This window comes from Inquilinus ginsengisoli (assembly GCF_050434925.1).
Taxonomy (GTDB): Bacteria; Pseudomonadota; Alphaproteobacteria; order DSM-16000; family Inquilinaceae; genus Inquilinus; species Inquilinus ginsengisoli_B.
Window position 1 is genome coordinate 6,363,553 of the sequence record NZ_JBNDJK010000001.1, and the last position, 12,640, is coordinate 6,376,192.

13 protein-coding genes and 2 tRNA genes are annotated in these 12,640 nt (G+C 68.5%); 2 read left to right on the forward strand and 13 right to left on the reverse strand.

Going from position 1 to position 12,640, the window contains the following annotated elements:
- Nucleotide 1 precedes the first annotated feature (1 nt).
- The 8 genes from QFZ27_RS30350 to QFZ27_RS30385 form a co-directional block, all read right to left on the reverse strand.
- A complete protein-coding gene (locus QFZ27_RS30350) occupies nt 2-811 on the reverse strand; it encodes an SRPBCC family protein (protein ID WP_429230179.1) in 810 nt (269 codons plus the stop codon).
- Nucleotides 802-1,410 carry a helix-turn-helix domain-containing protein gene (locus QFZ27_RS30355; protein WP_429230180.1) on the reverse strand — a complete coding sequence of 203 codons (609 nt, stop codon included), beginning with the start codon at nt 1,408-1,410 and terminating at the stop codon, nt 802-804. The genes QFZ27_RS30350 and QFZ27_RS30355 overlap by 10 nt, the downstream gene beginning before the upstream one ends.
- Nucleotides 1,411-1,494: 84 nt before the next feature.
- A complete protein-coding gene (locus QFZ27_RS30360; RefSeq protein WP_429230181.1) occupies nt 1,495-1,935 on the reverse strand; it encodes a CBS domain-containing protein in 441 nt (146 codons plus the stop codon).
- A gap of 214 nt (nt 1,936-2,149) precedes the next feature.
- On the reverse strand, nt 2,150-4,795 hold the full coding sequence (locus tag QFZ27_RS30365) for a valine--tRNA ligase (protein WP_429230182.1): 2,646 nt from the start codon (nt 4,793-4,795) through the stop codon (nt 2,150-2,152).
- A gap of 59 nt (nt 4,796-4,854) precedes the next feature.
- Nucleotides 4,855-5,304: a DUF2497 domain-containing protein gene (locus QFZ27_RS30370; RefSeq protein ID WP_429230183.1), complete on the reverse strand. Its 450-nt coding sequence runs from the start codon at nt 5,302-5,304 to the stop codon at nt 4,855-4,857.
- 176 nt (nt 5,305-5,480) lie between these two features.
- Nucleotides 5,481-6,947, reverse strand: coding sequence for a TolC family outer membrane protein (locus tag QFZ27_RS30375; protein WP_429230184.1), 1,467 nt, complete (start codon nt 6,945-6,947; stop codon nt 5,481-5,483).
- Between the two features lie 2 nt (nt 6,948-6,949).
- Nucleotides 6,950-7,273, reverse strand: a complete 324-nt coding sequence (locus tag QFZ27_RS30380) for a rhodanese-like domain-containing protein (RefSeq protein WP_429230185.1) — start codon at nt 7,271-7,273, stop codon at nt 6,950-6,952.
- Nucleotides 7,274-7,290: 17 nt separating this feature from the next.
- Complete coding sequence (locus QFZ27_RS30385) at nt 7,291-7,947, reverse strand: protein-L-isoaspartate O-methyltransferase family protein (protein ID WP_429230186.1); 657 nt, start codon at nt 7,945-7,947, stop codon at nt 7,291-7,293.
- Nucleotides 7,948-8,152: 205 nt separating this feature from the next.
- Here QFZ27_RS30385 and QFZ27_RS30390 point away from each other — a divergent pair.
- Both QFZ27_RS30390 and QFZ27_RS30395 read left to right on the forward strand, forming a co-directional pair.
- Nucleotides 8,153-8,226: transfer RNA gene (locus tag QFZ27_RS30390), tRNA-Cys, on the forward strand.
- Between the two features lie 135 nt (nt 8,227-8,361).
- Nucleotides 8,362-8,437: transfer RNA gene (locus tag QFZ27_RS30395), tRNA-Asn, on the forward strand.
- Nucleotides 8,438-8,628: 191 nt separating this feature from the next.
- On the opposite strand, the gene QFZ27_RS30400 is transcribed toward QFZ27_RS30395, so the two are convergent.
- The 5 genes from QFZ27_RS30400 to QFZ27_RS30420 form a co-directional block, all read right to left on the reverse strand.
- Nucleotides 8,629-9,459 (reverse strand): class I SAM-dependent methyltransferase, encoded by an 831-nt coding sequence (locus QFZ27_RS30400; protein ID WP_429230187.1) that lies wholly within the window; start codon nt 9,457-9,459, stop codon nt 8,629-8,631.
- A 158-nt stretch (nt 9,460-9,617) separates the two neighbouring features.
- A complete protein-coding gene (locus QFZ27_RS30405) occupies nt 9,618-10,415 on the reverse strand; it encodes a hypothetical protein (protein ID WP_429230188.1) in 798 nt (265 codons plus the stop codon).
- Between the two features lie 57 nt (nt 10,416-10,472).
- Nucleotides 10,473-11,312 carry an OmpA family protein gene (locus QFZ27_RS30410; RefSeq protein WP_429230189.1) on the reverse strand — a complete coding sequence of 280 codons (840 nt, stop codon included), beginning with the start codon at nt 11,310-11,312 and terminating at the stop codon, nt 10,473-10,475.
- 47 nt (nt 11,313-11,359) lie between these two features.
- On the reverse strand, nt 11,360-12,022 hold the full coding sequence (locus tag QFZ27_RS30415; RefSeq protein ID WP_429230190.1) for a hypothetical protein: 663 nt from the start codon (nt 12,020-12,022) through the stop codon (nt 11,360-11,362).
- A 40-nt stretch (nt 12,023-12,062) separates the two neighbouring features.
- A complete protein-coding gene (locus tag QFZ27_RS30420; RefSeq protein ID WP_429230191.1) occupies nt 12,063-12,635 on the reverse strand; it encodes an invasion associated locus B family protein in 573 nt (190 codons plus the stop codon).
- Nucleotides 12,636-12,640 lie beyond the last annotated feature (5 nt).

Consider the following 12,640-nt stretch of genomic DNA (forward strand, 5'->3'; position numbering starts at 1 on the left):
GCTATTCCCCTTCCTGGTCCGGATAGGTCTCGTGGACCCAGCGGCGCAGCTCGGCCTCGAACCGGGCGGCGGTGTCGGCGGCGCGGTCGCCGTAGAAGAACACGCTCGCCGCCACCCGGGCCCGGTCTTGCCAGCCATGGATCCCGATCAGGGCGATGCCGGGCCCCGGCCGGTCCAGCGCCACCGTCACCTCGCGCGACTTGGCATCCTGCTGCACCCGCTCCACTGTTCCGGCCAGCGCCGGGACGTCGGCCGGCGCGCTCCACCGCTCGCCGACATTGACGCCGGCGAAGCCGAACCGGCGCCCCAGGTCGATCCAGGCCGCGAGGTCGGGGCCGGGATGCATGGCCATGGCCCGGGCCGGCGCCGCCGGCATCCCGGCAAATCGCTTCAGATACAGCTGCAGAATGACGAAGAAGCCCGGCCAGCCGGCTTCGAAGCCTTCCAGCTCGTCGTCCCAGCTGCCGTCGGTGGTGAACAGGGTGTGGACCAGCCGCAGCACGCAGGCGTCGCCGGACCGGCTGGTGATGACGCATTCCGTCGCCACCGGCGGCGCCTCGCCGTTCCAGCCCGTCTCCTCATAGGCGAAGCGAAAGGGCGGCTCCCAGGCCGTGACGGTGCCGGCGGAGGCCATGCCCTCGCCGAACTCGAAGCGGATGGCGCCGCCGACCCGCTCCTCGACCGAGGTGGCGGTGAACCAGGCGCTGAGGCCCGGACCGGTGGCGATCGCCTGCCACACCTGCTCCGGCGTGCCCGGCAGCAGCACGTCGAGCTCGACCCAGCGTCGCGTCGCGTCGGTCTTCAGTGGCATGTCTGCTCCTCTCCCGATAGGTCGGCGGGCTTGGGATAGGCCATCAGGACCAGGCGGTGGTCCCGCCCCCCCGGCGCCGACGCGTTGTGGTAGCGCGCCGCCAGGGCGGCGATCGACGCCGTCAGCTCCTGGGTGAAGGCGGCCCGGTCGGTGGGCGACGCGAAGCGGATCTCGGTGTCGATCGACAGGGTGGCCAGCCGCTTCTCGGCGCGGATGGCGGCCCGCCACAGACCGCTGACCTCCCGAACGACGCGGGCGGCCAGCGCAATCAGATAGCTGGCCGACAGCCGGTCGGAGGCGCGCGCGGGATCGGCGGCGACCGGCCCGAGCGCCTGGGGCGAGACGATGTAGGAGGTGGCGGTGGCGACGTAGAGCCGCTCGGTCAGCCCGCCCCAGCGCCGCGTCTCCGCCTCGCGGACCAGCCGGTGCGTCTCGAGCGCGCGCAGGTGGTAGCTCACCTTCTGTCGCGGGATCCCGAGCCGCGCGGCGAGCCCGGCGGCCGAGGCCGGCTCGGCCAGCTCCGCCAGCAATCGGCTGCGAACCGGCTCGAGCGCGGCCATGGCGGCCGCCGGATCGTCGATGACATCCACATCCAGCATGCGCCCATTCCAGCCTTGACAACTTTTTCTGTCAAGACTTGATCAGATCGGTCGGGCGACGATCAGGATCGAGGCCGATCGGCCTCAGTTCCCCTTCCCGCTCCGGTCCGGCGCGGATGGGGTCGACACTTCCTCCAGCGTCTCCGCGGCGCCCGGCGCGTGCTTGGTCGACAGGTCGCCGAGCGAGACCATGCCGACCAGCTGCTTGTCGGCGTTGATCACGGGAACGCGGCGGATCTGGGCCTCGCCCATCAGCTCCGACACCTCTTCGACGTCGTCATCCGCCCAGCACCAGCGCACATCCTGGGACATGGCGTTCGAAACCTCCGTGTCCTCGGGGTCGAGCCCCGCAGCGGTGACGCGGACGGTGATGTCGCGGTCGGTGATCACGCCGACCAGCCGCTTCCCGTCGCACACCGGCAGCGACCCGACGTTCAACTCATCCATCCTCTGCGCCGCATGGCGGACGCTGTCCCGCGGCCGCACCACGGCGACGTCGCTGGTCATCACTTCGGCAATTCTCATAAGGCTCTCCCTCGGCCGGTAGCAGATTGGCAGCGGGTCGAACGATGCCCCGTGGGGCGTCCCTGCGGGCCCGCTCATCGGGTCAACGAGCCGCCATCCGCGGCCGGTTCCCTGCCTCTGTCCGGAGAAGCACACAGCAGCGCGGCCGCCCAGGATCACTCCCGAACGGCCGCTGCAATATCAACCCGCGGCTATGGCGGCGTCGTGTCGCCGGTCAGCCCGCCACCCGGGCCAGGGCCTGGCGCAGCTTCTCGATCACGGCCTGGCCCTCGGCGCGGCGCTCGCGCTGCTCCTCGACCACCTCGTCCGGCGCCTTTTCAAGGAACTGGGCATTGCCGAGCTTGCGGTCGATCTTCTCGACCTCGGAGGCGTTCTTCTCGATCTCCTTGGTCAGCCGCGCCCGCTCCTTATCGAGATCGATGATCCCGGCCAGGGGCAGCACCAGCGTCGCCTCGTCGATCACGGCCTGGGCGGCGCCCTTCGCCGGCACCGCCTCCGACGGCTCGATCGAGGACAGCCGGGCCAGGCGGCGGATCAGCGCACCATGGGTGTCGAGCCGGCGCCGGGTCTCCGCCGAGGCGTCGCGCAGCGTCGCCGCCAGCTCGGCCGCGGGCGGCACGTTCATCTCCGACCGGATGGTGCGGACCGCCGAGATCAGGCGGATCACCCAGTCCATCTCGGCCGCCGCCTGCGGGTCGACCAAGCCGGCCGGATACTCCGGCCAGGGCTGGGTCACCAGCGTGGCGTCGCCGCGATCCGCCAGGTGCCGCCACAGCTCCTCGGTCTCGAACGGCATGATCGGGTTGAGCAGGTTCAGGACCTGCTCCAGCGCCCAGGCAGTGGTGGCGCGGGTCTCGGCCTTCGCAGCCTCGTCCGTGCCCGAGAACACCGGCTTGGCGAATTCCAGGTACCAGTCGCAGAAGCCGGCCCAGGTGAACTGGTACAGCACCTGCGCCGTCTCGCTGAAGCGGAAACCTTCCAGCGCCGCGGCCGTCTTCTCCGCCGTCTTCGCCACCTCGCCGACAATCCAGCGGTTCAGCGTCAGCGTGTTCGCCGCCGGGTCGTAGCCGGGCACCGGCCGGCACTCGTTCATCTCGCAGAAGCGGGCGGCGTTCCACAGCTTGGTCGCGAAGTTGCGGTAGCCCTCGACCTGCTGCGGCCCGAGCTTGATGTCGCGGCCGGCGGCCAGCGACACCATGGTCATGCGCAGCGCGTCGGCGCCATAGCGGTCGACCAGCTCCAGCGGGTCGATGACGTTGCCCTTGGACTTCGACATCTTCTGGCCCTTCTCGTCGCGGACCAGGGAGTGGAAGTACACGGTGCGGAACGGCACCTCGCCCATGAAATGGATGCCCATCATCATCATCCGGGCGACCCAGAAGAAGATGATGTCGAAGCCGGTGACCAGCACGTCGCCGGGGTAGTAGCGGTGCAGCTCCGGCGTCTGGTCCGGCCAGCCCAGGGTCGAGAACGGCCACAAAGCGGAGGAGAACCAAGTGTCGAGCACGTCGGTCTCGCGCCGCAGCTCGACCGGCTCGCCGTAATGGGTCTCGGCCGCCGCCTTGGCCTCGGCCTCGCTCTCATCGACGAAGATCGTGCCGTCCGGCCCGTACCAGGCCGGGATCTGGTGGCCCCACCACAGCTGCCGGCTGATGCACCAGGGCTGGATGTTGCGCATCCACTCGAAGAAGATGCTCTCCGCCATCTTCGGCAGCAGCACGGTGCGGCCCTGCTCCACCGATTCGATCGCCGGCTTCGCCAGCACCTCGGCCTTCAGGTACCACTGCTCGGTCAGGAACGGCTCGATCGGCACGCCGCCGCGGTCGCCGTAGGGCACCGTGTGGGCATGGTCCTCGATCTTCTCGACCAGGCCCAGCGCCTCGAGATCGGCGACCACGCGCTTGCGCGCCTCGTACCGGTCGAGGCCGCGATAGGCCTCCGGCACCTGGTCGTTCAGCCGCGCCTCCTCGTCGAGGATATTGATCAGCGGCAGGTTGTGACGGCGGCCGACCTCAAAATCGTTGAAGTCGTGCGCCGGGGTGATCTTGACCGCGCCCGAGCCCTTCTCGGGGTCGGAATACGCGTCGGCCACGATCGGGATGCGGCGGCCGACCAGCGGCAGGATGGCGTGCTTGCCGACCAGGTCCCTATAGCGCTCGTCATCCGGATGCACGGCGACGGCGGTGTCGCCCAGCATCGTCTCCGGCCGGGTCGTGGCCACGACGATAAAGCGGCCCTCCTCGCCTTCGATCGGATAGCGGAAGTGCCAGAGATGACCCTTGGTCTCCTTCTGCTCGACCTCGAGGTCGGAGACCGAGGTGCGCAGCTTCGGGTCCCAGTTCACCAGCCGCTTGTCGCGATAGATCAGGCCCTCGCGATGCAGCTGCACGAACACCTTGACCACGGCGCGGGACAGGCCCTCATCCATGGTGAAGCGCTCGCGCTCCCAGTTCGGGGTGGCGCCGAGGCGGCGGAGCTGGCTGGTGATGGTGCCGCCGGACTGCGCCTTCCACTCCCAGACCTTCTCCAGGAAGCCGTCGCGGCCGAGATCCTGGCGCTTGATGCCTTCCTTCGCCAGCTCGCGCTCGACCACCATCTGGGTGGCGATGCCGGCATGGTCGGTGCCGGGCTGCCACAGCGCGTCGCGGCCGCGCCGCCGGTTGAACCGGGTCAGCACGTCCTGCAGGGTCATGTTGAAGGCATGGCCGATGTGCAGGCTGCCGGTCACGTTCGGCGGCGGCATCATGATGGTGAAGGGCGCCGCGTTCGACTGGGCGTTGTTGGCGAAGGCGCCGCTCTGTTCCCACTCGGGATAAAGCTTGGCCTCGACCTCGCGCGGCCCGTAAGTCTTGTCCAGCATGGCTGAACCTTCCGTATTCTTGAATTCTTGACGATGGAGCGGTGAAGCGGAGCGGCGGGTCAGCGCCGTACGGCGCCGTTGGCGATGCGGGATACCTCCCGCTCGACCGCCTGCTCGACCAGCCGAGGCAGGTTGGCGTCGAGCCATTCCTTCAGCATCGGCCGCAGCAGTTCGCGCACCAGATCGTCCACCGTCTGGCTCTTGTGCACCGCCGCCGGCGGCGGCGCCGCGGCGTTCAGCCGGGCCAGGGCCGCGAGCGCGGCGTTGGCGCTGGCCGGCGACACCACGGAGTCGTCCTCCGCAGCCGGAGCCGCGGCAGGCGGCGCCTCGACAGGGGGCGGAGACGCGGCCGGCCGCGGATCGTCCAGCGCCTCGGTCAGCTCCAGCACGTCGTCATCGGCCGGCGCGGCGGACGGCTGGGCCCGCGCAGCATCGATCGGGACGGCCCGGCCGCGCGCCGGATCGTCCTCGGTGATCATGCGCCGGATGGAGGCCAGAATCTCCTCCATCGACGGCTCCTGCTGTGCCCGCGTCTCGCTCATCCTCTCGGTCGTCTTTCACTTCCAGCAAATGTCATGCCCGGATCAGGGCCGGGCATCCGGAGACTGTCGACACCTCCGGATTGCCGGGTCAGGCCCGGCAACGACAGGACGCGCAGCCTTCCCCACGCCGGGAGAAGCAGTCTTCACTCGTCGACCGACGTCCCGAACCAGCGGGCGCGGGTCTTCTGATAGTCCGGCTCCGGATCGTAGACCCTGACCGCCAGCCCCATGTCCTGCGCGGTCAGGGTACCGGTGGCATTCCGCAGCTGGTAGCCGGCGACCACCTCGTTGCGCCGCGCCTGCACCAGGCTGAGCTGGGCGTTGAGCAGGTTCTGCTGCTCGGTCAGCACGTCGAGCACGGTGCGCGACCCGACCTGCGCTTCCTGCTGCAGGCCTTCCACCGCCAGCTCCTCGGCCCTGACCGCGGCCTGGAACGACTTGATCGCCGCCCGCGCCGTCACCAGCGCCTGCCAGGCCTGGACCGCGCCCTGGATCGCGGTGCGGCGCTGTGTTTCGATCTCGATCCGGCGCTGGCCATGGGTGTAGCGGGCCTGGCGCACCAGCGATTCCTGATTGCCCTGCGAGTATAGCGGGATGGTCAGCTGGGCCACGATCGAGGCCGAATCGACGCGCGACTGCGCCCCGCCGCTTTCCGGCACCTCTTGCCCGAATGCGTTCGTCCCCATCGTCGTCTTCGGGTGCGAGACCGTTGAATACTGCCGCTGGAGCCGGGCCTGCACCGTCAGCTGCGGCAGCAGCGCGCCGAATTGCAGGTCGATGTTGTCGGCCGCGGCGCGCTCGGTGAACACCGCCGCGACGATGCCCGGATAGTTCGCCTGGGCCTTCTGGATCGCGTCCTGCATCGAGGTCGGCAGCCCCGCCGGCACCGTCGGCGTCTCCAGCGTCCCCGGCGGCTGGCCGATGAAGCGCTCGAAGGTGGCGCGGCTGGCGCGCAGCGTGCCCTCCGCCTCCACCCGGCCGGCAACGGCGCTGGCCAGGCTGGCCTCGGCCTGGCTGACGTCGGTGCGGGTCACCTCGCCGACATTGAACCGGTCCTGGGTCGCCTGCAGCTGCCGGCGCAGCACCGCCTCGTTGTTGCGCTGCACGTCGAGGGCCGACTGGTTCTGGACCACGTCGGCATAGGACGTCGCGGCGTCCAGCAGCACCGTCTGCTCGGTGGTCTGGACGACCGCACGCGTCGCCATCACCGTGTTCTCGGCCCGATTGACGGCGGCCGGAGTCTGGCCGCCGTCATAGATGTCCTGCGTGACGGTGATGCCGATCGTGGCCGGGTTGACCTCGTGCCACTCGCTGTCTCTGCCGCCGTTGTTGAGGGGAGTGCCGCCTGCGTTCCCATCAGTCTGAGTGTTGGTGAACTGGCTCTGGATGCTGGCGGTGGCGCTGACCTGCGGCCGGTAGCCGGACAGGGCCTGGGCGACGCCTTCATTGACCGCCTTCAGATTGGCGATGTCGGCGGCCAGATCCGGGTTGGTGGAGTAGGCCGAGGCCAGGGCCTCGGCCATCGACTGGGCCGAGGCCGGGGCGGTGCCCAGCATCAGCGCCGCGGCCAGGACCGCGGTGGAGAGCCCGAACCGTCCAAATCGTGTCATCGTCAATACCGTCCCATGGTTGGATCGATCTCGCACGCCCAGGCATCGATGCCCCCGCGCAGATTGACCACGTTGTCCATGCCCCTCGCCGAAAGCCATCGCACCACCTGCGCGCTGCGCCCCCCGTGGTGACACATGACGACCACCGGGCGATCGCCCGGAATCTCCTCCAGCCGGCCCGGGATCTCGCCCATCGGTATGTCGAGCGAACCCTCGATCCGGCACACCGCCAACTCCTGCGGCTCGCGCACATCGACCAGCACATGCCCGGTGCCGTCGCGCCGCCAATCCGACAGGGTCGTCACGTCGATCTCGAACTGCTGCACCCGATGCCCCGTCGCACTCAGAACTGGAAAGCCGGCTTGCGCTCGAAGCCGGGCAGCATCGCCGTCGTCGCGTCGAACAGCGGGCGCTGCGACGCGACTCCATCGACCGCGCTGACCAGCATAGCACGGCCGACGCCATTGCCGTCATCCACCACCGTGAGCAGGCGGCCGCCGGGCGCCAGCTGCGCGATCAGCGCCGCCGGCACTTCCGCCACCTCGCCGTCGATCAGGATGACGTCGTAGGGCCCTTCGGCCGGCCAACCCTCCGCCAGCGGCCCTTCAGCCAGCGCGACACTCCGAATGCCCAGCTCCGACAGCGCCCCACGCGCGGTGCCGAGCAGCGCCTTGTCCTCCTCCAGCGCCACCACCTTGGCGGCGAGGCGGGCGACGATCGCGGAGCTGTAGCCGGTGCCGGCGCCGACGATCAGCACCCGGCTGACCGGCGTGATCCGGGCGTCGTTCAACAGCCGCCCGAGGACCCGCGGCTCCATCAGCACCCGACGGCTGCCGATCGCCACATCCTCGTCGACATAGGCGACGCCGCGCCGGTCGGCCGGCACGAAGCGTTCGCGCGGGACGGCCATCATCGCGTCGATCAGGGCTTGATCGATGACCTTGTTGGGCTTGATCTGCCCTTCGACCATGTTCAGGCGGGCGGCTGCGTAGTCGACCATGGGATTCCGCATCTGAGAACGGCGAGGCGCAGCGGCCGGGCGGCCGCTGCGCGCTCAAACGCAGCGGTTATATCGGCCTTCGCGCCCGCAACACAATCGGTCTGATGCCACGCGGCCCAATCGCCCGCGCGAACCGGATCGAAAGATCCACGCGTTCCTCCTTGACCCTGCTTCTCGGCGGACGATATACGGGGGCCGCCGTCGAGGCGCGATGGCTGAGTGGTCAAGCAGCGGACTGCAAATCCGTGCACGCCGGTTCGATTCCGGCTCGCGCCTCCAAACGGCTCACCAAAAATGCCGGCCGGGACAGCATCTCCAAAAAGTGCCGCTGGGATGCAAGTGAGGCTTGGCAGCGCGGGGCGAGGTTGCTATAAGCCGCGCCACCAACAGCCCGGAGCGATCCGGTGCTCGTGTTCCCTGGTAGCTCAGTTGGTAGAGCAGCTGACTGTTAATCAGCGGGTCACTGGTTCGAGTCCAGTCCAGGGAGCCATTTCAGATTGAAACCGCGACCTCCGTCCGTCGCCGTTTCCACTCCATAGCTTCTTCCGGATGCGACAAGCGTCTGGAGGAGCTTCGGTTTCGGCCCCCCTGATTCGAATTCCGTCGGCCCGACCTCCACGAAGTGGATCGGCAAAGCGCCCGCATGCCGTCCAGGTTTTCCGTCGGCGCTCTGACCGCGCCTCAGGGGAATGGACGGACACCGCGACATGCCCATGCGACCGCGGCGAACGACCGGGGTCCATCAGGCTCGCCGCCCTCATAGGCGGCCCTGACCGCGGCGTCGGTCTCGGCGCGCTCGGCCGGGCCGAGCGCCGACACATATTTGCCGAGCGGCCCTTCGCCCGCGGCGATCGGTTCCCAATAGTCATCAAACGACCGGTAGTCCATCCGGATCACAAGCGAGGTCTGCTCCACCTCCGCCAGCCCCTGCTCGATGAAGCATTGCTTCATCTCGTCCGGGCGCATCATCGGTTGGAACAGGTATCGGCTGCGCGCCTCACGCGCGGCACCACCCGATGCGGCCACCGTGTCCCACATCATTCGCATCGAAGGCAGCCCGCCGAGATGATCCCAGACTGCGGCGGCTATGACACCGCCCGGACGAACCACGCGGCGCATCTCGGAGACCGCTTTTGCGGCATCGGTTACAAAGTGAAGAACGAGAAGCGACAGAGCGCGGTCAAAATAGCCGTCCTGAAAGGGAAGTGCGCAGGCATCCGCCTCCCGAACAGCGATCCGCCTGTCGTGGTTGCGACGTCTCGTCTCCTCAACGAAGACGGGCGAATAGTCGATCGCGACGACCTCCCTCACGTCTGCAGCCTGTGGAAGCGCAAAGGTCAAGCTGCCCGTGCCACAGCCGACGTCGAGGATCCGTTCGCCGTCATCGATGCCCGCAAATTGGATCAGCAAAGGCGCGAGTTTCTGGCTCCAGCGCCCCATCAACTGCTCGTAGCCGGCTGCGCGATTGACGTTGAAGCTCGACGGCATTGCGACCCTCTCGGGCTGCATCATATGCCATCTTGTGTCGGGGCGCGCGTCCGATGTCAGGATCGTGGTTGAGCCGACTGCGTCCACGCCGGACAGCGGTCAACGCGTCGGCATCTGCGAAGCGGACATGCGCCGAATTGCCTGTTTCCCGCCCGGGAGATCTCTGGACCTCGGCCCTCGCGTCATTTCCGGTGTCCCGGATCATAGGCCCGCAGCCTGATGCTTTCGGCGAAATTGCCGCGGAACATGTGCTGGCCGAGATGCCCGAGGTCGGATTTGAGATCGGCATGGACCTTGCCGCCGATATCCCGCCAGCGGCGGCAGAAGGCGTAGTCCTCCGACAGGTAGCGGTTGGTGTCGGGGTCCACCATGCAGTCGAAGAACAGCCAGTAGAACGGCGCCTCCGGATTGTTCGGCGGCCCGTCGGGCACGTAGTTGAGCTGCGGATAGTGCTGCATCAGCCGGCTGAACACATGCCGCTTGATCACCATGAACCCGGTCGGCGCCTCGGCCACCTCGACGAAGCCCTCCTCGCCGACGAACTTGGCCAGCGGTTCGGAGCCGAGGCCGACCGGGTTGAACGGGTAGTCGGTGTAGAGCGTTTCGAACGCCTCCTTCGTCGTGCCGGCAGGCAGGCCCTGCTGCGGCCAGTTGAAGCGCTTGATCGGGTAGACCCCGGCAGCGACATCATGGTCCGAGAGCAGCAGGCGGATCGCGTCCGCCGGCTTGAAGACGATGTCGGAGTCGATCCAGAACAGATGCGTGTACTGCTCGTTCATCAGGAAGAACTTGACGATCTCGTTCCGGCCCCGAGTGACCAGGCTCTCCGAGCGCATGTGCAGGGACGAGCTCAGTCCCAGCCGGATCGCCTCATGGGTGAACTCGAACAGGCTGGTCACGTAGTTCATCGAGACGGCCGAGATGTAGCACGGCGTCGCCAGAAGCACGTTCATCGACTGCAGGGCGGAAACGGGGAGCATCAAAGAATCTCGGCTGTCTGACGGGTTAATCGCTGGTCTTTCCGGCCACGCGCCGGCTCAGGTGCAGACCCATTCGGGGATCCGGCACTCATTGGCATCGCCGCCGCAGATCGCGGTGGCCTTCTCCTCGGCCTCGCGGCGGGTCTCGGCCGAAGCGGCGCCCCAGGGGGCCGACCGGCCGGCGGCGGGAGACTTCCCGACCGACAGGGCGGCGCAGTGCTCGTAGGGGAAGCCGCTCTTGTCGTCATCGGTCCAGTGCCGGTGATTGCGGAACAACGACACGACCCGGCAATCCTGGCCGCCCCGGTGCACGCAGTGCCGCAGGGCGATCTCCTGTGCCTCATCCGGCTTGTCGGCGCCCCAGAAGAAGCCTCGCTTCTGGTCCGCCACCGAATAGGCGATGGCGCCCCAGATCCCCCTCATCCCGGGACTCTGCTCGGCCGCCGGCCCGGTCGGTGACAGGACGATCTCGACGCGGCGGTTCTGCGGCTCGCGGACGCCGTCGGCGGTCGGGACGAGCGGATCGGATTCGCCGACGCCCTTGACCGCGATCAGGCTGTCGGCAACGCCGTCCGCAATCAGTTCGCGACGGACCGATTCGCCACGACGAACCGAGAGGGCCTGGTTGTACTGGACCGAGCCCGAACGGTCGGTGTGACCGGTGACGTCGATGCGGGTGGTCTCACCCTGCAGCGCACTGGCCGCAGCCGAGGCCACGACCTGCTTGGCTTCCGGGGTCAGATTCGAGCTGTCGAAGTCGAAGAACACCAGGTAGCTGCGGTTGGTATCGATCGTCTCAGCCACGGCCGGCGCCGGCGCGAGAGGCGGATCGGCCGCCCCGGCTGCGACGGCGAAGCAGGCCCAGGAGGTGAGAACCAGAACGATCGGTCGAAGCATCTTCATCTCCCGCAATCCCGGCCGCCGCTGCCGCGGGCGGCGTTCCATCAGCCGACGGCGCGCAGGCTCGTCATCGCCACGCAGTTGCCGTCGATCGACATGAGCACGACCCTCGCCCCGTTGGGCAGGGACACCAGCGGCAGGTCGCCGAGCATGCCGGCCTGGCCCTTTTCCTGGCCGACGAGCTGGGTCGCGACGGCCTGGCAGCTGGCCTTGACCGGCGTCACCCGGACCAGGGTGCCTTCGCAGGAGCGCCCGACCGGAGCCGTGAAAACGACGCCGGCTGCGGGCATTCCCTGCGTCGACGGACCGGCGCTGAGCGCGACGATCGATTCGACCGCATGCGCATCCACCGCCTTGGTGTCCCACTGGGTCTGCGCGGCGTAGCTCGCATCGGCGGCGACACCGCGGCCGAGCGCGGAGAAGACGTTGCCGCAGGCGCCTATCTTGGCCTGCTTGACGTGCTCGTCGAAGACGGTGCCGGTTGCGGTGGTGGCCGCAGCCGGCTGCGGTGCCGCCGGCTGTGCCGCGGCGGGCTGCTTGTTCTGGGCCGCCTGCTCCTGCGCCTTCGGCGCCTCTACCGCCGGCTTCCGCGCATCCGCCGCCTGGGCCGGCAGCTGGGCAAAGCCGATCAGATCGAACGCGACGACCGCGCCGGCAATGAGCGCGACCGAGACGGTCCCCAGAAGCAGAGTCTTGGTCAGTCGCATCGTATTCATCCTTCTCTTTAAAAGAACCAGTTCGAAAGGGTCATTTCATCGCCGAGAGGGCGGTGAACAGGCCTTCGAGGGGAGCTTGGAACGACACCTCGCCCGCATCCGGAATCGTGTAGGAGACAGTGCAGTCGGTGCCGGCCTGGATGTGCCGCCGCAGCATCCGGCCGATCGCGATCGTAGCGGTGCAGAACGCCCCGTCGCAGCGGTCGGTCTGGGCGACGATCCGGTCCGGCTTGTCGCCCAGCGCCAGCCCGATCTGCTGCCCGAGGCCGACCGCGGCCGGAACCCGCATCACCACCAGGGGCTGCCCGTCCGCCGTGGCCACGAAGGACCAGTTGAAGACGGGCGCCCCGCGCTGGTCGACGATCGACTGGGTCAGGTTGCAGACCCGGCGTTTCGACTTCAGGCTCTCGTCGCAGATCAGGGTCCAGTTCTTGAACGGCTGGACCACCCGCCGGTACTGGCCGAGCTCCTCGCCGTCGGGGATGGCAACCTCCGAGGGCTTCACCGCGTAGCCGCCGGGCAACTGCACCCAGCCCACCGCGAAAGCCGTCCCGGACGTCGCCGCCACCGCCAGCGCCGCAAACAGGAGCCCTGCCAGCCGCATCGGCC